The following is a 21,224-nucleotide window of genomic DNA, read 5'->3' as shown; positions in this document are numbered from 1 at the left end:
TATTCTCTAATTATACGTGAGGTCTTTATGTTGTTGAAATAAGATGAGTATTTTATGTGAACAGACGAGGAAAATCATTAAAGATTTTCCTCTGCTTTTATTTGAGACTGGATTTATGTCCCAGCCCTTTTAAGTTTAAATTGAACCAAGTGAATAGTATTCTAAATCTCGTTTCAATTCATCTACATATTCTTTCGAACCTGTCACAATCAAACGGTCACCGTAACGTAACATCGTATCACCATGCGGTACGATTGATTCATTATCACGCACAATACGTACGAAGATAATATCGCCATCGAATGGGAAGTTACGTAATTGAATATTGTCGAATTTATAGTTAAGCATTTGAATTTCATATAATGATGTTTCAACGTTACTTAACAAGTTCAACATGTTCGGTGTTTCAATTAAACCTGTCAGTAAAATCTTATTACTTAAGAAACTGCTGAAGATTTCAACGCCTGATTGACGTAATTCTGCTTCAGTTTCTCCGCCCTCTTCGAAGCGGCAGATCACACGGCTGACTCCGTGTTCTTTCGCCATTTGTGCGACTTTATAGTTCAATGTATCTTCATTCGTTGAACACACTACAATATCACTATCAAAGAGTCCAAGCTTTTCAAGAATTGCTTCATCATAATCTGCAATTTCAACTGTGGTAATGTCATTTGATAAATTACGCTTATCACTTAAATCTTTACGATAATACAAGGTAATCGCATATAAATCAGACATCAAGTTCTGTGCAATTGGTATCGTTAATTGGTTCTTACCAATCAGGCTGACATTAATACGACGTGTCGCTTCAGTCGGCATTGGGAAAGTCTTCTTAAAGACAATCGGTACGAATACACACGTAATAACAGCACTCAGGATTAAAATCCCAGAGATTTCTGGTGTAATCGTATGTAGCTGCTCTGCGATTTTAGCTGCTGCGATGACTAACGATAACGTAGACGTCAGTAAAAATGCAGAAGATAATGTCGTTTTCTGATCAAACCATGGTCTAATCGCATAGACGGGAATAATCTTAGATACTAAGAATGCGATGATTAACACTGGAATTATGATTAAAATTGATGGTTCTTTAATCAGTGATGGAATATTCAAATCCACACCTACCATGATAAAGAAGATAGGAATAAAGAAACCATAACCAAATGAATCCAGTTTTTCTACCATATCTTCATCAGGGCCAAGCAGTGATACAATCACTCCTGCTAAGAAGGCACCTAAAATGTTTTCAGCACCTACCCCTTCTGCTAATGCAACTAATAAGATAATCAATGCGAAAACTGCACGGATACCGATTTGCGTTGTACCATCCATCAGTTTTTGAAGGAATTGTGCCTTTTTGAAGATACCGCCAAGGAAATAGAAAATAATGGTAAAGACGATTAAAATCGAAATTAACCAAAGTGTGCCTCCGCCTTTAGCGTTGATTGCACCATAAACGGTTAATAAAATCATCGTGACTAAGTCAGCTAATACAGCTGTTAACAAGATAAACTGTCCGATTGTTGTACGCATGATATTCATTTCTTTCAGTGTTGGTACAACCACACCTAATGAAATCGTTGAAATGATGATAATCATGAGTAATACATCATCAATTAAACCGAACCATTTAAATGCATAAGCTAAAATGATTGAAACAATCATAATCAGTGAGAATACAAATAATGATAACTGTAAATGACCCGGTGCTTTCTTTTGTTTCTTATTTTTAGCTTTTTCAGGCTCATTTTTATCGCTTTTGAACGCATTGAAATCAATTTCTAAACCGCTTAAAAACATTAAGAAAATAAAACCTAGTGTTGATAAAATATTCAAGATGTTGTCGCGTTCTACTAAATGGAAACCGGATTGACCGATGATTAACCCCATTAAAATTTCCGCCACAACAACAGGTAGAAAATTGATATTAAGTCTGTTGACAATAATCGGCGTTAAAAACGCTGCCATGACAACAATGACGAGTGATACAAATTCCATGTGTCCCTCCTTATGTGAGATATGACATAAATGATGTAGCTAATCCGAAATAAATTAACATACTGATAATATCATTGATTGTTGTGATAAATGGACCACTAGCTACAGCAGGGTCGATTTTCAGTTTCGTCATTATCAATGGAATGATTGAACCCATCATTGTACCGACTGTCATCGCAATTGTTAAACTGCCACCTACAATCAGTGCTAATAACGGTGTGCCGTATAAAATTACAATAATAGTAAAGAGTACGGTTGCACAGACTAAACCAGATAAAAAGCCAGAACCCGCTTCTTTAAGCGTGACTTTAAACTTGCTTTGGTTTTCAATCTCGCCAGTCGTAATATTACGTACAGACACCGCTAGGGATTGTGTCCCCGAGTTACCTGACATCCCGCTGATAATCGGAATAAAGGCCGCAAGTAATGCGACTTTTTCTAATGTTTCTTCGAATGACCCTAATATAGTTGCAGTTATCATACCTAAAAACGTCAAAATGAGCAACCAAGGCAGACGTTTTTTAGCTGTTTTAAAAATTGAATCGTCTGTTGAATCAATGTCAGAAACACCGGCTAAACCAGAGTAGTCTTCCAATGCCTCTTCATCGATAACATCGACGATATCATCAATTGTGATAATACCCAGTAAATGATCTTGATAATCTACAACCGGCATCGCGATAAAGTCGTAGTCACGCATTCTTTGCGCAACATCTTCTTGGTCATCTGCGACGTTGACACTAACAACACGATTACTCATAATATCTTCGATATAATCATCGTTTTCTGCGACGATTAAATCACGCAGAGATAAGACACCAACGAGATGTTTATCATCATCCACTGCAAAGATGACATAAATCGTCTCAGCATCAGGTGCTTGTTCTTTAACGAGCATCAATGCTTCTTTAACAGGTGTAGTTGTCTTTAAAGAAATATACTCCGTAGTCATGATACCGCCGGCAGTATCTTCTTCATAATGCAGCAAGGCTTTGATTTCTTTCGCATCTTGCTGATCCATTAATGCTAATAACGTTGCGACTTTACTTTTCGTCAAATGGCTCATGATATCTACAGCATTATCATAAGACATGTCTTCTAAAATATGTGCTGCATAACTGGCTTTCATTTGTTCAAAAAGTTCATTATATTCATCATCATCTAACTCAAGTTGATCGAAGAAACTCGCCACTTCATTCGGTGACAAGAGATGATACATTTTTTGTCTGATTTCATCATCACTGTCTTCGAAAAACTCACTTTGTTCATACGTGTGCATCGATAAGAATTCTTCTCTGAATGCATCAATATCATTATCCATTAGTAATTGATCTAATAAGTCTTTGTTATAAACTTCATGATCATCTACAAATTTATCATCTTCTTTTGCCAATTTGGCCTCCTCCTTACTTCTTAACTCTCTCTACAAAGCTGTTGAAAAAGGTCCTCAAGTGCTGTTTGCCTTACTTTATCCTTTAAAATTACCGGTTTATGTGTCACAGGGTGTATAAATTTTAAGTCTGTACACACGAGTGCTTGTCCTTGTACAGATGAATGCGTACCGCCATATAAACTATCCCCGACAAGCGGATGGCCTATATATTGAAAATGCACACGGATTTGATGGGTTCGGCCTGTGTGCAGCTGTACACGACTCAAGGTATAATGGTCACTTGTTGAAAGGGGTTGATAACCCGTTTTCGCATACTTACCTGTTTCACTGACTTGACGTTCAATAATGCTGTCAGATGTACGTGCAATTGGCGCAATGATATCGCCTGCTCCTGACAAAACTCCAAAACAAATACATTGATAAATTTTCTCCATTTTAACGTCAGACATTCTGTGATGAAAATGTCCATGTTTGGAAAACAATACAATGCCCTGTGTATTACGGTCTAATCGTGTCACAATATGCGGTACGACAATCGTTCGACTGTCATTCGGATTTAAATATGCCAATACTTGTTCTATTAAACTCTCATGCGGATGCTCTCTAGACGGTGCACAATTTTGATGTGCAGGTTTAGAAACGGCTAAGTAATAACTATCTTCATATAAGATATCTAAAGGTGCATGATAATAGATTAAATTTTCACTCGGCTTCTCATCTGGCAATATAACTTCTAATATATCGCCTTCTGTCATTTGTTTACGTACCGTCACAGGTTGCTTATTTACAAGTAAAGCGCCATTTTGTTTAATGGCACTTATCATTTTCTTTGAATAAAATTGTTCTTGTAAAAAGGTTCTTAATAAAACCGGTGTTTCTATGACATAGTGAAATTTCATTCGTCTCTGCCGTCAGAAATAAATGAATCGTGGACACGTTTCCAAAATGGAAATGGTCTGAAACGTGCAAAACGCACACGTTGTTTAGCCACACGATATTCAATACTTTCTACATTATGATGTTTCGTGGTAACGTGGTCGATTGATGTCATAATCACACGTTGATCTACAGGTGTAATGAGACAATAATGATGTTCTGGCATGACAATCGGCGAACCGACTGTACGGAACACACGGTTATTGATTGATGCAATTTCAGTCAATTGAATGGCGCGCAATGAAGGATGAATCAAAGCGCCGCCAAGTGCTTTGTTGTAGGCTGTTGACCCTGAAGGAGTGGAAATACATAAACCATCTCCTCTAAATCTTTCAAAGTGCTGGCCACGTAAATTAACATCAGCTACAAGTGTTGTATTATCTTCAGTTTTCATTGTTGCTTCATTCAGTGCGATATGATGTGAGGGTTCTTTATCATCGTTGTAATTCACAATAATATCGATTAAAGGATACTGAATGACTTCGTAATCTCCATCCGCAATTTCTTCTATTAACTTATCTACTTCATGCGGCAACCAGTCTGCATAAAATCCTAAATGTCCTGTATGTACACCGACAAATGCAGTTTCATTCACACGATGACAATATTGATGGAAGGCTTCTAATAAGGTTCCATCTCCGCCGACAGAAATGACAATTTCAGGTTTATCGACATCTTTAATCATATTGTTTGCTTCCATTTGTGCTTCCATATTTTCTTTGATGCTGTTTGACTTGTGGTCCCCTTTAGACACGATATAATAACGCATAAAGCACCTCACTCTTGATTATGTTTTTTCGCACGTTTTTTAGAATAGTAACGTTGTGCTTCTTGTATTTCATCTTTGATTTCAGACATCTCTTCATCTAGTGAAAAAGCAGCTTCTGCCGCATTTTCTAAGCGTTTTTGAATTTCAGGAGGATAGTCTCCATCGTATTTATAACGTAATGTATGTTCAATGGTCGCCCAAAAATTCATTGCTAACGTTCTGATTTGAATTTCAGCCAATATCGCACGTTGCCCATCCAACGTTTCAATCGGATACTGGATAATCACATGATATGAACGATAGCCGCTTTCTTTTGTATTGTTAATATAATCTCTTTCTTCTACAACTTTAAAGTCCCTACGTTGTCTAAGCAGATTGACGACAACCGGTATATCATCCACAAATTGGCACATAATACGCAAACCTGCGATGTCATACATTTCTTCATGCAGACGATCAAATGATATATCACGCTCAGTCGCTTTTTCGATAATACTCGTTAACGGTTTTACACGTCCCGTCACAAATTCGATTGGCGACGCATCGGCTTCTAAATCATAAATTTTACGCAAACCTCTTAATTTCACTTTAAGCTCTTCAACTGCTTGTCTGTAAGGTGCTAAAAATCGATCCCATTGATTCATTGCGATTCACTCCGCTTCACTCTAACTCAAACGTTTTTTCGACTTCTGCCACAAAATCCTTACCATAGTTTGAGTTCCCTTTGATATTACTTAAGATATAATCTAATTCTTGGTCAAATTGTTCTAATTTTAAATCGTCATTCACATAAATAGCTTTCCCCTTATTTTCATGAAGCATCGACCAAGTCTCTTGCACAAAGATAAGATAGGAATAGGATTGTCCATCGTCAAGGATATGAGCAAACCCGTAATTGTCGCTATCAACCAGCATTTGCCCTGCTTCAGTCAACCCTTCTGTCGATTTATCTGTATAGCAATAAATGCCATCATCTTTCACTTTTATTTCGTTCACATAAATACGCATAACCTAAATCCTCCTTGTGTTATTCCTACTTATTTTAACATATGTACATCACTCATTACACAACCTAAATGCTTTGTCTCGGCGCACATAATTTGAAATACTTTCAAATAGATTTCAAATCGTCCATAATATATAGTCACAGAGGTGAACGCATGACTATTAATCAAGAAATCGAATATAAACAACTACTGACACATAATCAATACGAAGCATTAAGAAATAGATATTTTAATACAATGAAACCTTTTACGCAAAAAAATCATTATATCGATACACCTGACTTTGCTTTAGCTGAACGATTGATGGCACTCAGAATTCGTGAAATTGATGATACGTATGAAATGACTTTAAAAGTACCTGCCAAAGTAGGTTTGACTGAATATAATCACATGACACAAGTCGTACCTAAACAAGATATGCATCTTACACCTGATAACCTGCCGGATCCAATTCATTCTGTCTTACAAGAAGCAGGTGTTGAAGTGACGCAACTCTATGTCTTAGGAGCTTTAACAACACACCGTATGGAGACAGAAATCACTGAAGGACTACTTGTGCTAGATCATAGCGAATATCTTGGTACTGAGGATTTCGAGTTAGAATTCGAAGTAGAGCAACCCGAAGAAGGTTTAAAGAAGTTCCAAGAAATCTTACAAGATTTCAATATTCAATCGTATATTCCTAAAAATAAAGTCGCTCGCTTTTTTGAAGTGAAAAACAAATAATCATTAAGCACAATTCGGTAGCACTCAGTCAAAAGTCGTATTACTTTTAATTGTAAAAATTCATGTTATATTAGATATATATTAAAGAAACAGGGTGAGAAAATGGCTTTGACACCTTACGAAGTAATAGGCCAAGAACGTCTATATCGCATGATAGATTACTTTTATTCACTTGTTGAACAAGATGAAAGAATCAACCACCTCTTCCCTGGTGATTTTGCGGAAACCAGTCGAAAACAAAAGCAATTTTTAACGCAGTTTCTTGGAGGCCCAGCGCTTTATACTGAAGAACATGGTCATCCGATGTTAAAAATGAGACATATGGATTTTCGCATAACAACCTATGAACGAGATGCCTGGTTAGAAAATATGAATAAAGCGATTCAACATGCAGAACTGCCTGCGGGTGTTGATGAATACCTATATGAAAGATTGCGATTGACCGCAAATCATATGGTTAATTCTGAAAATTAATTGTAGGTGAATGAGATGTCTGAAGAGTTAAAGTTAATATGTAATCATAGACAAGATGAAACGAACCTTTCACCTGTGAGCAAGATAGAAATTTATTCTTTCTTCGATCCATTTGATGAAGATTGTTTTAAACTATCCGCAATACTATCTAAATTAAGAGTTGAATATAAACAATATATCCGTATTCGTCATATATTAAACCCATCCTTACGAATACTGACAAAGTGCCAAGCACAAAGTAGTTCTGAAAGCGACAATATCGCATTAGCATATAAAGCTGCTGAACTTCAAGGGCGTGCACGTGCAGAACGCTTTATTCATTTAATGCAGAATGAAATTATACCAAAACGTGATATTATCACTGAAAATATGATTGAAGCGTCTGCGAAGAATGCAGGTTTGGATTATGACGTATTCAAAGAAGATTTGAAGAGTGGAAAGCTCACTGAAAGTCTGAAAGTCGACTTGCATATTGCGAGAGAAATGGAAGTCGATCAAGCACCTTCACTTGTCTTTTTCAATGAAGATGTAACTGAGGAAGGTTTAAAAGTCGAAGGCTTATATCCTTATCACATATATACTTATATCATTAATGAATTAATGGGCACACCAATAGAAAAGGAATTACCGCCTAAACTTGAAACATATATTCAAGAACAGCAATTTGTCACACTTGAAGAGTTGCTGACGATTTATGAGTGGCCAAAAAAATTGCTGCAAAAGGAATTGAAAAAACTAGCTTTACAACAAAAAATTGAAAAATTAAGCAGTCCAGAAGGAGAATTCTGGAAAGCCAAATAATAACTGAGATGAAACACTTGTCATTGCGGCAAGTGTTTTTTATTTTATTTAAACTCGCGCAATCCTATCATATTCAATTGTTTTCATTTAATAAAATTATCAATTGTTCTTATCACAAACTAAATAACGATAGTAATATCAAATACTTAAAAACTACCCTATTTTTTAAATTCTTTTGTGTTATATTAAAAATGAGATATTTCACAAATCAATTTTATTGAATGGAGGAATAGCAATTGAATACAGCAAAAACATTTTTCAAAACTGCTTCCATGTTGCTGCTTGCAGCCATCATGGTCATCAGCGGTGCATTGTCATACGTCACTCAACAAGAGCCTACCGCAAATGCTTCATCCGATTCACTTAAAATTAAAGTTGATAATACCGATGTTCCGGGTCAAGCAAAACAAGAAGCGAAACAACACTTCTCAAGTTATGCACAAGCCCTTTCTCAAATTGATCGTTCCGGTAATAACGGAGAATTCAAACTCGGTCACTCCTTTAAAATCTACAAATTCAATGGCCAAGAGGATGGCAACTTCTACTACCCTGTTATGCAAGGCGACACAATCAAATATATCCTCACTGTAACGCCTAAGAGTGAAAATGACGTACACGCCAATAAAAATAATGCCAACTACAGTGTGCGTATCTCAAAATTCATCTCTGACGAATTAAATCAATATCGCCAAAACAATACCCCTATTACAATTTTCACAAATAAAGACGGTTACTATATCGAACATGACAAACGTTTAGATTTAGTCATGCAAACAAAATTACCAGATGATAAAACAAAACCGTCAACACCTGCAGTTCCAAATTTAGAATTAAAACAAACAGTTAATGCGACACAAACAGAAGCGACACATAGCAGTGTAGCGACTAAATATGTCAACTTACTGCCTAACTTCCAAATTCGTGAACAACAAGGCAACAATGGTTGGTGTGCAGGTTATACAATGGCTGCATTATTAAACGCTACTAAAAATACAAGCCAATATAGAGCACGAGATGTTATGCATCAAATCCACCCTGGATTATCTGGTCAAGCTTTCCAATTCACTGGTTTGACTGCAGATGAAATGATTCAATATGGCCGTGCTCAAGGTAAAAATACATCTTATTATAACGGAATGCCAAGTTTTAACATGGTAGACCAATATACTAAGGATAATAAGGGTATAGCAATACTAGGAAAACAAATCGAAGCGACTCAAGGCATGCATGCCGGACATGCAATGGCAGTTGTAGGTAACGCAGTGACTGCAGATAATCAACAAGTCATTGTATTCTGGAATCCTTGGGATCGTGATTATTCATTACAACCAGCAGACAGTAACGTGATTCCTGTGTCTAATGGTGACCATTACCACTGGTACGGTTCTGTTGTTGGTTTCTAAAAAGGACGGATAGCTAATATGGAAACAACTAGTATTAATGTGAAATATCTCAACTCGTTATCTGATTCAGAAGAAACGCTGTTAAATCATTTCCAAGGAGAGTGGCTAAGTCAAGATGATACACTCTCTTTAGATATACGTATACTTTATTCAATCCCGAGCACATTAGAAGATGTCTATGAAATTAAATCTATCAGTACGACAGATGACGAAATCGCCTTAACGCCGACATCTGACTCAGATTTTGTCATTTGTCTCAAGAAAAAAGATTTACAACACGTCAGCTATCAAGTGATTAATGTTGGTCGTATGGGCAGTTCTCAGCCTTATATTTTAGAAAAAGGATAATCCTTATCTAAAAAACATCTCTCTACACCTATCGCACAATAAATAAAGTGCCGGCAGTTTCATGGTAACCCCTACCATGACTGCCGGCACTTTTTCTATATGTATCAATAAAACTAAAATACTCTTTAAATTTAAGCATAAAAAAACGCCGTGTCTGAATACACGGCGCTAAACAAAGGGGATGGGAGAAATTTTTCACTTCAAACAAAGGGGTATGTTTGTTATGTGATTAATTTCATGGTCATAATATACCACCTGCCAAACCCTATTTCAAGGCGGTTAACCCATGAAAACGTTTTTGTCACAAACTTGTCATATTGTAAACGATTTCACAAACTTTACGCTTTGATTAACTTTTCAAATTCATCTAATTTTTCTTCAAACATTTTACATGCTTGTTCAATTGGTTCAGGTGTTGTCATATCTACACCTGCATTTTTCAAGATTTCAATTGGATAATTAGAGCTTCCTTTTTTCAAGAATTCATTGATATAACGATCTACTGCAGGTTTACCTTCATGTAAGATTTGATAACTTAAACTTTGTGCTGCACTGTAACCAGTCGCATATTGGTAAACATAATAGTTCATATAGAAGTGCGGAATACGTGACCATTCTTTACTGATATCTTCATCAGTTTCTACAATATCACCGAAGTATTCACGATTTAATTTCGCATATTCTTCATTCATACGGTTCGCAGTTAATGGTTCCCCTGCTTCTTCAATTTGGTGAATTTTATGTTCGAACTCAGCGAACATTGTTTGACGGAATAAAGTCGCACGGAAACGTTCTAACTCTTGGTTCAACAATAATAGTCTACGTTCATCGTCCAAGTGTTTTTCCATATAGTCACTTAATAATGCTTCATTTGTTGTAGAAGCTACTTCTGCGACGAAGATTGAGTAATCACTATGGTTAGATGGTTGGAATTTTCTACTGAAGTAACTGTGTGTTGAGTGACCAAATTCATGAATCAATGTAAATAAATCTGAGATTGTATCTGACCAGTTCAATAAGATGAATGGATTTGTTAAATGTGCACCTGAAGAGTAACCGCCTGAACGTTTACCTTTATTTTCATACACGTCGACCCAACGGTTATTCAATCCTTCTTTAACAACATCTAAATACTCTTCACCCATTGGTTCTAAAGCTTTCAGCATCCATTCTACCGCCTCGTCATAAGGCATATCGAATTTGATATCTTTTACTAATGGTGTGTATAGGTCATACATTTTCATATCTTCTAAACCTAAAACATCTTTACGTAATTGTGTATAGCGATGTAATAATGGTAGATATTTGTGTACTGTTTTAACTAAGTTGTCATAAACTGCTTCAGGGATATGGTTGTTGCTTAAAGCTTTTTCACGTGCAGTTTTATAGTTATGTGTACGCGCATTGAACACATGTTTTTTCACTTCACCTGTTAATGTCGCAGCTAAAGTGTTGTTGTAAGCACCGTAAGCTTTGTATAAGTTTCTGAATGCTGAACGACGTAATTCACGATCATCTGATTCTAAATATTTAATAAATGTACCTTGTGTTAATGGATGTTTATTGCCATCTTTATCTACCGCATCTTCAAATTCTAAATCTGCGTTACTAAACATACCATATACGTTAGATGGTGTTGATAAAGCATCTTGTGCTTCTGTTAATAATTTTTCTTTATCTGCACTTAAGACATGAGGACGTTCTTCATTGATTAATTTTAAATCAAAGGCATAACGTTCTAGGTCTTTATTTTCATCGATGAATTTTTGAATTGTCTCTTCATCGATTTGTAAGATTTCAGGTACTAAGAAACTCCAGCTTGAGCTTAATTTAATCGCAAGTTGATGCGCACGTGCTTCATAGCCAGTATATTTATCATTACCTGTATCTTGGTCTTGTTTTAAGTGTGCATAGACATAGACCTTTTCAAGTTCAGTTTCAATTTTATCTTCTAAAGCTAACGCTTCATAAAGTGTTTCAGCACTATCAGCTAAGTGGCCTTTGAATTTTTCTTCAGCACCTAAATAGCCTTCTACTTCTTTAAACGCTTCTTCAAATGCTTCATCGCTTTCAAAGATTGTTGTTAGATCCCAAGTATACTCAGGATATTTTTGCTCTTGTTGTTCTCGTGTTAATTGTTGACTCATAAAAAAAGCCTCCTCTAATGCTAATATCAATACTTAGATTTTCTCATTATTTCGTTTATTTTGCACGTCATTACCTCTATTCACTTGTATAGAAGAATCAATACAAATCCAAAAGACATCTTTTGACTAATCATTGTGATTTTATTTCCGGGGAAATAGAAAAAACCTGTCCAACAAGGACAGGTTAATCAATTCAAATTTATATTATGCTTCTGTAGTATCATTAAAGAAACGACGTACTTGTGCAGTTACATTATGACTCATAATGATTTTACCGTAGTCATTTAAATAAACTTCAGAATGATCACTTGGTGTTGCGAATTCTAACAATTGACTGTAGAAGTCATTGATTGTTTCTTCTACTACGCTGTCATCAAAATGAATTGCATAATAATATTCGTTATTCAACATATATAATAAGTCTTCAAAGTCGTCAGTTGGTTGATTATGGTGATGTGCATAATCAATGACAGATTCTAAATCTTCAAATTTAACAATGACTAAACGACCATTAGTACGACGTGGTTGTTGGAAACGATCTCTTGCTTGAGAGCGATTTGAACGTGATTGCTGTTTTTGTTCAGCTTCTTCATGTTCTTCTTCGAAAGTCTGTTCAAGCAATTCGTTTAATTGACGATCGAATTCGCTGTTCATACTATCATCATTTAAGTTCATCATTTCTTCATTCTTAGATTTAGAAATAGTGACTTCCACACCTTTTTCAAAAGCATGTACTTGAATCCATAATGGACCTTCAACTACAAAGTCTTCTTCTTCATTGATTTCTTCCATCATTGACCAGAAGAATTCTTCACCACGTTGACGGTTTGTCCATAAGTCTTCTCTTTTGAAACCTCTTGCTTCAATGTCACCATACGTTATGAAAAGTTTAACAGTTGTATCATCTACGCGCTCTATTCTCATATCATCTCACTCCTTACAGTCGATGAATAGCAATATCTAGACTTTAGACAAACTTTTCTAGAGTCTAGGCAGCGTCTACTTTGTCGACAACCTAGAATAGTACCCATATTGTATAAAAACGGTGTGCAAATTACAATTTATTTGTTTATAAAGGCATAACTGCTTACCGTTGGCCTATTATAATAACATATTCCCTCAAAACACTCTATAAAAACTACTTATATCAGTAGTTGATCTTTTTATTTATACATGCAAAAAGCCACAGTACTTTTGCACTGCAGCCCCTCACATTCATTTAGTTGGATTTTAAATCCTATAAGTCTACCATACGTTGCGCTTCTTGTAATTGGAACGTACGCACTTTTCTTGGTAAGAAACGACGAATTTCATCTTCGTTATAACCAACTTGTAAACGTTTTTCATCTAAGATAATCGGACGGCGTAATAAGCCTGGGTTATCTTGGATAATTGTATATAATTCTTGTAGTGGTAATGAATCAATGTCCACGTTTAGTTTTTGATATGTTTTAGAACGAGTTGAAATAATTTCGTCTGTTCCGTCTTCTGTCATTTTTAAGATTTGTTTAATTTCATCAATTGTTAAGTGTTCTGAAAAAATGTTACGCTCCGTATACGGAATGTCATGTTCTTGTAACCATGCTTTCGCTTTACGGCAAGATGTGCAGCTTGGTGATGTGAATAGTGTTACCATACATCTCACTCTCCTATTTATCATGAATTAAAATTCATTGATTTTGTTGATTTAGTTAAGGAATTTAGCTAAAAATCAAAACGCAGTACTCATCTATGTCCAAATAACTTGTGTTACCTTTAAACTTAAACTTTGTCTACACGTTAAAATTTCCTTCTCTTAACTCTATGATTAAAGTATACCCTTTCAACATTAAAATTAAATGAGAAAAAAGGGATTATTTATAGAAAATTTAAAACATACCGAATTCTTGAGATTGAACAGCTAAAATGACGATAGCTCCTCAATATTTTGAATATAAAATGCCACACGGATATGAGGTTAAAAATTTAACTACATCTATATTTTAACACACATTACAAATATTTAAAATACTGCTATAATGAAACCATTACTATATTACGTAAGAAAGTGGGCATCTTAAATGGAAACTCTATTTTCAGGAATTCAACCAAGTGGAATTCCAACATTAGGCAACTACATCGGTGCACTTAAACAATTCAGTGAAGTCCAAGATGATTATAATTGTTTCTTCTGCATCGTAGATCAACATGCGATTACAGTACCGCAGGACAGACTGAAATTGCGTGAGCGTATCCGTCAATTAGCCGCAATTTACTTAGCATCAGGAATCGACCCAGAAAAATCAACATTATTTATTCAATCAGAGGTTCCTGCACACGTTCAAGCAGGATGGATGCTGACAACTATTTCTTCTGTAGGCGAATTAGAACGTATGACACAATTCAAAGATAAGTCATCTAAACAAACAGAAGGTATTCCTGCTGGTCTTTTAACGTATCCACCACTTATGGCAGCGGATATTGTTCTATACAATACAAATATCGTACCTGTCGGTGAAGACCAAAAACAACATCTTGAATTAACTAGAAATCTTGTAGACCGCTTCAACAGCCGCTACAACGATGTTTTAGTGAAACCAGAAGTGCGTATGCCGAAAATCGGTGGTCGTGTCATGAGTCTTCAAGACCCTACTAAAAAAATGAGTAAAAGTGATGATAATACGAAAAACTACATCTCTTTATTAGATAACCCAAATACAGCCGCTAAAAAAATCAAAAGTGCTGTAACTGACTCGGACGGTATCATTAAATACGACAAAGATAATAAACCAGGTATCAGTAACTTATTATCTATTTATTCAAGTCTTACTGATGAATCATTCTCAGACCTTGAAAAAAGATACGAAGGTAAAGGTTATGGCGACTTTAAAGGTGATTTAGCAGAAGTCGTTAAAAACTTCTTAACAGAATTCCAAGAACGCTATAACGATTACTACCATTCAGACAAACTAGATGAAATCTTAGACCTTGGAAGAGATAAAGCTATTAAAGCTTCTTCACGTACATTACAAAAAATGGAAAATGCGATGGGCTTAGGTCGTAAACGTAAAAGATAAATAGTAGCTTATTATGCAAGTACTCTTAGTTGAGTGCTTGTTTTTTTATTGCATAAGAAAAGCACCATTACAAAAAGTAACAGTGCTAAACTTTAATTGTTCAATTATTTCAATTCTACTTTATCTAAGCTGTAATCAGGACCTATTTGGTGATTTTCTAGTCCTTTAACATTAGTTCTTAAAAGTTGAGCTAAACCACGTTGATACAATGGTACAACGTTACCGCTTTCTAACACTTTATCTTCTGCTTGTTGTAAAGTTTTTAAACGTTCTGCAGGATTTTTAAGTGCTGCATCAGAGTTAGCTTTTTCTAATAAGCCATCATATTCATCGCTAGCATAACCAGTTTGGTTGTGTGGACTGTCTTTTTTGAATAAATCTAAGAATGTTGTTGGATCTGGATAGTCAGGAGCCCAACCTGCATATGAAATGTCATAGTTTTTCTCAGATTCTACTTTTAATTTTTGTTTAAATGGTAATTGTTTGATTTTCAAAGTCACGCCAGGTAAGTTTTTCTCGATTTGTGCTTTCATGAATTCTGTTTCAGTGATCGCATTGTCTTTGTCATAAGTTAAGAATTCGATTTCGAATTTATCTTTACCTAATTCTTTTTTCGCTTTTTCATAGTAAGCTTTTGCTTCTTTAGCATCATAGCTTAAAGATGATTTAACGCCATCAGTGTAATCGCGGCCATCTTCTTTAACAATACCTTTTGCTGTTAATTTATCAGTCGCTGCAGAACCGTTATCTAATAATTTTTTAACAAACGTTTCTCTATCGATTGATTTCGCAATGGCTTTTCTTAAGTTTTCATTTGCTAAGTCTTTATTCTTAGTTTCGTTGACTCTTAAGAAAAAGACTGCTGATTCAGGTGTTGTTTTATAGTTTTTGTTGCCGTTATATTTTTTGATGTTTTCAGGTGTTAAGCTTCTTACATAATCTAAATCTTTAGATTCAAACATATTCACTGCTGTTTGCGCTTCTTTAACAACTTTATAGTGAACTTTTTCTAATTTGATTTTATCTTTGTTGTAATATTTATCGTTTTTAACTAAGTCCCAAGAATCTTCGTTTTTCCAGTTTTCCAATTTGAATGGACCGTTAAAGATAACATCTTTGTCAGTTGTACCATAGTTTTTCTCATGGTCTTTGACGAATTTTTCATTTTGAGGTAAATAACTACCAAATGCTAATAAAGCTTTCATGTATGGTAAGTCTTTAACCAATTCAATTTTCAATGTGTGTTTATCTACTGCTTGAACACCAAGTTCTTCTACTTTTTTCTTACCTTCAGTAATTTCTTTAGCATTTTTAATGTTTTCGAACATGTAAGCATATTCAGCTGCTGTGTCTTTATTTACAGTTCTGCGCCATGAGTAAACGAAGTCATCAGCTGTAACAGGATCGCCATTAGACCATTTAGCATCGTCACGAAGTTTAATTGTCCATGTTTTACCATCATCTGATTTTTTAGGTTCACCTTTCGCAAGTGCAGGAACAATTTCGTCTCCTTTACCTACTTTATAAAGGCCTTCATAGATTTGCTCGAATTGTGTGAATGCAACAGCGTCAGTCGCTTTTGATGGGTCTAGTGTCGGGATATCTGCTGATTCCGCGATTTTTAATGTCTTTTCGTCTTTACCTGCGTTGCCTCCACCACTAGAACATGCTGTCAATACTAAAAGTGATGACAGAATACCAGTAGCTATCTTAGCTTTCTTATTCATGTTGTTTCCTTCTTTCTGATGTAATTTATATTAATGAATTAATATACTAGAGTTGTTGTGCTAATGCTTTTGCTTTTTCTTCAGTACAATAAACAAAATGTTTATCTTTCACTTCATATAATTTCAACGCTTCAGAACGTTTGAAACCAGTATTACTGTCATCTTCAGGATGATACTCGATGATTTGTCTTTGACGTTCAATATTCGGATTTGAAATTGGAATAGCTGACAATAAAGATTTTGTGTAAGGATGTAATGGATTTTTATAGATTTCTTCCACATCGCCGAGTTCGACGATTTTACCTTTATACATCACACCGATACGGTCTGAAATATATTTAACCATTGATAAATCATGGGCGATAAACAAAATCGTCAATCCCATACTTTCTTGAAGCTCTTGAAGTAAGTTAACCACTTGCGCTTGAATAGAAACGTCTAAGGCTGAAATCGGTTCATCAGCAATAATAAGTTTCGGATTTACTGCAAGAGCTCTTGCAATACCGATACGTTGACGTTGACCACCAGAAAATTCATGTGGATAACGATATGCACTTTCTTTATTAAGACCTACTAATTCAAGCAGTTCAAAAACACGTTGTTTTCTTTCTTCTTTTGATTGATGCAGCTTTTGTACATCTAATCCTTCAGAAATAATATCGATGATTTTAAATCTAGGATTCAAAGAAGCATAAGGATCTTGGAAAATCATTTGGACGTTCTGTGTAAATTCCAATTTCTCTTTTCGAGATTTTATTTTTTGAGAGTCTTTGCCTTCAAAGATAATTTCACCATCTGTTGCTTGATATAGATGCATAATCGTTCTGCCTAACGTTGATTTACCACAACCTGATTCTCCAACAAGTCCGAAAGTCTCACCTTTGAAAACTGTTAAGCTGACATCATCTACTGCTCTCACTTCATTTGGTTTACCGATATTAAAATATTTTTTGACATGTTTCACTTCTAAAATAGGCTCTGTCATGCTTTACGTTCCTCCTCTACTTGAAGAAGTAAAGGTTTTTCAAAAGTCTCTTCTTCAAACTCTTCATTCAACAATTTAACTGCATCTGGTATTTCAAATGCAGGTGTTGCCTCATGATATAACCATGATTTAGCGTAATGTGTTTCACTGAATTGATACGTCGGTGGTGCTTGTTCAAAATCAATATCCATTGCATAATCACTTCTTCTTGCAAATGCATCACCAACCGGCGGAAACATTAAATCTGGCGGTGAACCTGGAATAGAAGCTAACTTAACAGATTTATCAGTTTCCAAGTGCGGCATTGAACCTAATAATCCCCAAGTATACGGATGTTTTGGATCATAGAATATTTCATTCACCGTACCGTATTCTACAATTTCACCTGCATACATGACTGCTACTTTATCCGCAACATTTGCAACGACACCTAAGTCATGTGTAATAAAGATAATGGAAGTTTTATATTCTTTCTGCAAAGCTTTAAACAGCTCTAATATTTTCGCTTGAACCGATACATCTAAAGCCGTTGTTGGTTCATCTGCAATGATAATTTTAGGGTCTAATATCAGTGCCATTGCAATAAATATACGTTGGCGTTGTCCACCTGAGAATTGATGCGGATAATAGTTAAATAGTTTTGCCGCATTTGGTACACCTACGCTTTCAAGTACTTTGATTGCCTCTTGTTTCGCTTCACTATGTCCTATCCCTTTATGCACTTTTAATAATTCGGTAATTTGTTTTCCGATTTTCATTGTTGGATTCAATGCTGTCATAGGATCTTGGAAAATCATTGATATTTCTTTACCTCTGATTGATTGCAACTCTTTATTAGATAAATCAACAAGGTTTTTATTTTCAAAAATAACGCTGCCTTCTTTGATTTTGGCTATTCTTGGCGGCAATAACTTTGTAATAGCCTTTGTCAATACAGATTTACCAGAGCCCGACTCCCCTACAATCGCCAATGTTTCTCCTTCTTCTAAATCCAAGCTTACATTACGAACGGCTTGTACAACGCCATTGTCTAAATGAAAATCTATATATAAATTCTTGATTTCTAATATCTTATTCATATGTTACACTCCTGATGTTTATTCTGATTTAGGATCAAATGCATCTCGAATTCCGTCACTAAACAAATAGAAACAAAGTATTAATAAACTTAAAACAATCGCCGGAATAAACAATTGATACGGGAATGTTAATAAGAACTTTCTACCAGTATTCACAAGAGAACCTAAAGAAGCTTGTGGTGCTGGGATACCAAGTCCGATAAAGCTTAAAAATGCTTCGAAGAAAATTGCACTCGGCACTGTGAACATAGAAGTTACAATGATAGCTCCTGTCGCATTAGGTAAAATATGTTTGAAAATAATTTTTAAATTCGAAACCCCTAAAGAGCGTGCAGCTAATACAAACTCTTCATTTTTTAATTTCATAAATTGACCACGTGTAATACGACTCATACCAATCCAACCTGTAACACTCATAGCTAAAATGATGGTCCATATCGACGGTTCAAAAATAAGTACAAACAAAATTAAGACAATCAAGTTAGGGATCGAGCTTAATATCTCAATTAAACGTTGTAAGAATAAATCCGTTTTACCACCTATATAACCTGATATCGCCCCATAGGTTACCCCGATAGTGACATCCATAAAGGCTGCCACCAAACCGATAAATATTGAAATTTGTGTACCTTTCCATGTTCTCGTCCAAATATCACGACCTAAATTATCTGTGCCGAACCAATGATACTTTTCAACATGTTGTTCGGCATATAAATCGCGACCGCTCGCGTCTTTACCGTCGAATGGTAAAAACGACACTTTATCCAACCCTTGAATTTTAGGCGGTAAATTGGCACTATTTGTATCTTGTTCATAATATGTATATGAACTAACTAAAGGTCCTATTAATGCAAATAATACTAATATGACTAAACCGATCATGCCGTAAAAAGCTGCTTTGTTTTTACGAATTTGCAACCAGACATGCTTAGCTGTCGAATGATACTCTCTTTCATTTTTCTCAATATCGTTCACATCAATCGATCTGAATCTGAACTTCGATAAATCAACACGCTTTAGTTCATTTGATGACTTAGTCTCTGATGATAATTGCGTCATGATTCTTTTCCTCCTTGTGTTCTGATTCGTGGATCGATAATGCCGTAAAGGATATCTACAACAAAAATTGAAACGACAAATAAGAAACTAAATAATAATGTTAATGCCATAATAACTGGGTAATCATTAGTTTGAATTGATCTTACAAACTGATCACCAATACCTGGAATAGCAAAAATTGTTTCAATTGTAAGCGTTCCTGTTAAAACGCTGGCTAACATTGGGATTGCAACTGTTACAAGTGGAATTAATGTATTACGTAACGCATGCACAAATAAAATTCTCGGTTCTGATAAGCCTTTAGCTCTTGCTAATAAAATATAATCAGAACTCAACACTTCTATCATTTCTGATCTGATATATCTTGCTATAACTGCTATCAATCCTAGTCCTAATGAAGCAGTTGGTAATACAGCAGACTCTAATGACGTCCATCCGCTAACTGGGAAAATTGCTAATTTTACTGCTAAGAAATATTGCAGCAATACAGCAAGTACGAATGCCGGTACTGAGATGGCAAATACTGTAATGACAGTAGATGTATAGTCAATCCAAGTATTCTTTTTAAATGCTGAAATCAATCCGAATAAGATACCGAATATGACAGCAACAATCATGGCATATAAACCGATTTCCATTGAAGGCCCTAATCGCGGTTGAATAAGAGACCAGACCTCTTTATTGTCATATTGAAACGATACTCCGAAATCTCCTCTGATGACTTTCCCTAAATAATGTACATATTGAACAGGCAGACTATCGTTCAAACCATATTTTTCATTAATGATTGCCTTCTGCGTAGCACTTAACTTTTCATCGTTAAATGGAGATCCTGGCATCAGTTTCATTAAGAAAAATGTGATAGACATAATTAAAAAAAGCGTGATGGCCATAAAGCCGATTCTTTGTAGTATATACTTAATCATGTTGTTCACTCTCTCGCTTGTATTTTCTGAATCTTTTGATAAGCGTATTATACCCACTTTCTTGGTTTAGTGCAATAAAGTTTTTTATTTCATTAGTAACAAAAATTCACTATAATAATTGCATATCATACCAAAGAGGTGGCTTGGCTTTGCATCCAAATATATATAAAGTTATAATTTCCGTTATTTTTATCGGATATATTTTGATTAGCTTGTTTGTCTATTTTAATGAACCACTTACTTCTTTTTTATTCGTAGTTTCATTTTTATTATTTGTTTTACTTCTTATTAAACCATTGGTTTTTAATATTTCTCTACATATTTTTAATTACGATTTTCGTCGCTTGACTTCAAAACTTAGTAAAAATAACCAGTCTAAAACTACTGCTT

At 35.2% G+C, this 21,224-nt stretch carries 21 protein-coding genes; 7 read left to right on the top strand and 14 right to left on the bottom strand.

The annotated features are described in order from the left end of the window. Positions 1–135 precede the first annotated feature (135 nt). The 6 genes from BU038_RS08655 to BU038_RS08630 are packed head-to-tail and all read right to left on the bottom strand — an operon-like array spanning position 136 to position 6,104. Positions 136–1,998, bottom strand: a complete 1,863-nt coding sequence (locus tag BU038_RS08655; protein WP_107605690.1) for a monovalent cation:proton antiporter family protein — start codon at positions 1,996–1,998, stop codon at positions 136–138. A 10-nt stretch (positions 1,999–2,008) separates the two neighbouring features. Further along, positions 2,009–3,391, bottom strand: a complete 1,383-nt coding sequence (gene mgtE / locus BU038_RS08650; RefSeq protein ID WP_107605689.1) for a magnesium transporter — start codon at positions 3,389–3,391, stop codon at positions 2,009–2,011. Between the two features lie 20 nt (positions 3,392–3,411). Then, positions 3,412–4,290 carry an RluA family pseudouridine synthase gene (locus BU038_RS08645; protein WP_107605688.1) on the bottom strand — a complete coding sequence of 293 codons (879 nt, stop codon included), beginning with the start codon at positions 4,288–4,290 and terminating at the stop codon, positions 3,412–3,414. Next, positions 4,287–5,096, bottom strand: coding sequence for an NAD kinase (locus BU038_RS08640; RefSeq protein WP_107605687.1), 810 nt, complete (start codon positions 5,094–5,096; stop codon positions 4,287–4,289). Before BU038_RS08640 ends, BU038_RS08645 begins: the two co-directional genes overlap by 4 nt. Positions 5,097–5,104: 8 nt before the next feature. After that, entirely contained in the window at positions 5,105–5,740 is a 636-nt protein-coding gene (locus BU038_RS08635) for a GTP pyrophosphokinase (protein WP_107605686.1), read from the bottom strand. 16 nt (positions 5,741–5,756) lie between these two features. Then, entirely contained in the window at positions 5,757–6,104 is a 348-nt protein-coding gene (locus BU038_RS08630) for a hypothetical protein (protein ID WP_002480403.1), read from the bottom strand. Between the two features lie 152 nt (positions 6,105–6,256). Here BU038_RS08630 and BU038_RS08625 point away from each other — a divergent pair, with 152 nt between their 5' ends. From BU038_RS08625 to BU038_RS08605, 5 genes are all read left to right on the top strand, one after another. After that, on the top strand, positions 6,257–6,829 hold the full coding sequence (locus BU038_RS08625; RefSeq protein WP_107605685.1) for a CYTH domain-containing protein: 573 nt from the start codon (positions 6,257–6,259) through the stop codon (positions 6,827–6,829). A 102-nt stretch (positions 6,830–6,931) separates the two neighbouring features. Beyond that, complete coding sequence (locus BU038_RS08620; protein WP_107605684.1) at positions 6,932–7,303, top strand: truncated hemoglobin YjbI; 372 nt, start codon at positions 6,932–6,934, stop codon at positions 7,301–7,303. Positions 7,304–7,318: 15 nt separating this feature from the next. Next, positions 7,319–8,104 carry a protease adaptor protein YjbH gene (gene yjbH, locus BU038_RS08615; protein WP_107605683.1) on the top strand — a complete coding sequence of 262 codons (786 nt, stop codon included), beginning with the start codon at positions 7,319–7,321 and terminating at the stop codon, positions 8,102–8,104. 236 nt (positions 8,105–8,340) lie between these two features. After that, positions 8,341–9,507 (top strand): C47 family peptidase, encoded by a 1,167-nt coding sequence (locus BU038_RS08610; protein WP_107605682.1) that lies wholly within the window; start codon positions 8,341–8,343, stop codon positions 9,505–9,507. 18 nt (positions 9,508–9,525) lie between these two features. Beyond that, positions 9,526–9,855 (top strand): hypothetical protein, encoded by a 330-nt coding sequence (locus tag BU038_RS08605; RefSeq protein ID WP_107605681.1) that lies wholly within the window; start codon positions 9,526–9,528, stop codon positions 9,853–9,855. A gap of 338 nt (positions 9,856–10,193) precedes the next feature. On the opposite strand, the gene pepF is transcribed toward BU038_RS08605, so the two are convergent. From pepF to spxA, 3 genes are all read right to left on the bottom strand, one after another. Continuing rightward, a complete protein-coding gene (gene pepF, locus BU038_RS08600) occupies positions 10,194–12,002 on the bottom strand; it encodes an oligoendopeptidase F (protein ID WP_107605680.1) in 1,809 nt (602 codons plus the stop codon). Between the two features lie 204 nt (positions 12,003–12,206). Next, positions 12,207–12,926, bottom strand: coding sequence for an adaptor protein MecA (gene mecA, locus BU038_RS08595; RefSeq protein WP_002481952.1), 720 nt, complete (start codon positions 12,924–12,926; stop codon positions 12,207–12,209). A gap of 313 nt (positions 12,927–13,239) precedes the next feature. Continuing rightward, complete coding sequence (gene spxA, locus BU038_RS08590; protein ID WP_002481951.1) at positions 13,240–13,638, bottom strand: transcriptional regulator SpxA; 399 nt, start codon at positions 13,636–13,638, stop codon at positions 13,240–13,242. Between the two features lie 424 nt (positions 13,639–14,062). Here spxA and trpS point away from each other — a divergent pair, with 424 nt between their 5' ends. Then, positions 14,063–15,058, top strand: a complete 996-nt coding sequence (gene trpS, locus BU038_RS08585) for a tryptophan--tRNA ligase (protein ID WP_002481950.1) — start codon at positions 14,063–14,065, stop codon at positions 15,056–15,058. Positions 15,059–15,162: 104 nt separating this feature from the next. Here the strand turns inward: trpS and BU038_RS08580 are convergent, their stop codons facing one another. From BU038_RS08580 to opp3b, 5 genes are read right to left on the bottom strand one after another with little or no spacing between them, the layout of a single operon-like run. Next, positions 15,163–16,785: a peptide ABC transporter substrate-binding protein gene (locus BU038_RS08580; protein ID WP_107605679.1), complete on the bottom strand. Its 1,623-nt coding sequence runs from the start codon at positions 16,783–16,785 to the stop codon at positions 15,163–15,165. A gap of 46 nt (positions 16,786–16,831) precedes the next feature. Next, positions 16,832–17,770, bottom strand: a complete 939-nt coding sequence (locus tag BU038_RS08575; RefSeq protein WP_107605678.1) for an ABC transporter ATP-binding protein — start codon at positions 17,768–17,770, stop codon at positions 16,832–16,834. Then, positions 17,767–18,849, bottom strand: a complete 1,083-nt coding sequence (locus BU038_RS08570) for an ABC transporter ATP-binding protein (RefSeq protein WP_107605677.1) — start codon at positions 18,847–18,849, stop codon at positions 17,767–17,769. The genes BU038_RS08575 and BU038_RS08570 overlap by 4 nt, the downstream gene beginning before the upstream one ends. An 18-nt stretch (positions 18,850–18,867) precedes the next feature. After that, positions 18,868–19,908, bottom strand: coding sequence for an oligopeptide ABC transporter permease (gene opp3C, locus BU038_RS08565; protein WP_107605676.1), 1,041 nt, complete (start codon positions 19,906–19,908; stop codon positions 18,868–18,870). Then, a complete protein-coding gene (opp3b, locus tag BU038_RS08560) occupies positions 19,905–20,834 on the bottom strand; it encodes an oligopeptide ABC transporter permease (RefSeq protein WP_107605675.1) in 930 nt (309 codons plus the stop codon). The genes opp3C and opp3b overlap by 4 nt, the downstream gene beginning before the upstream one ends. A 149-nt stretch (positions 20,835–20,983) precedes the next feature. On the opposite strand from opp3b, the gene BU038_RS12555 reads away from it, so the two are divergent. Continuing rightward, positions 20,984–21,224 (top strand): hypothetical protein (locus BU038_RS12555; protein ID WP_206749394.1); only part of this gene is annotated, 241 nt, incomplete at its 3' end.

This window comes from Staphylococcus simulans, assembly GCF_003043455.1.
GTDB lineage: Bacteria > Bacillota > Bacilli > Staphylococcales > Staphylococcaceae > Staphylococcus > Staphylococcus simulans_A.
Note: the sequence above shows the minus strand (reverse complement) of the source record. Positions and strands in the feature narration are given on the sequence as shown.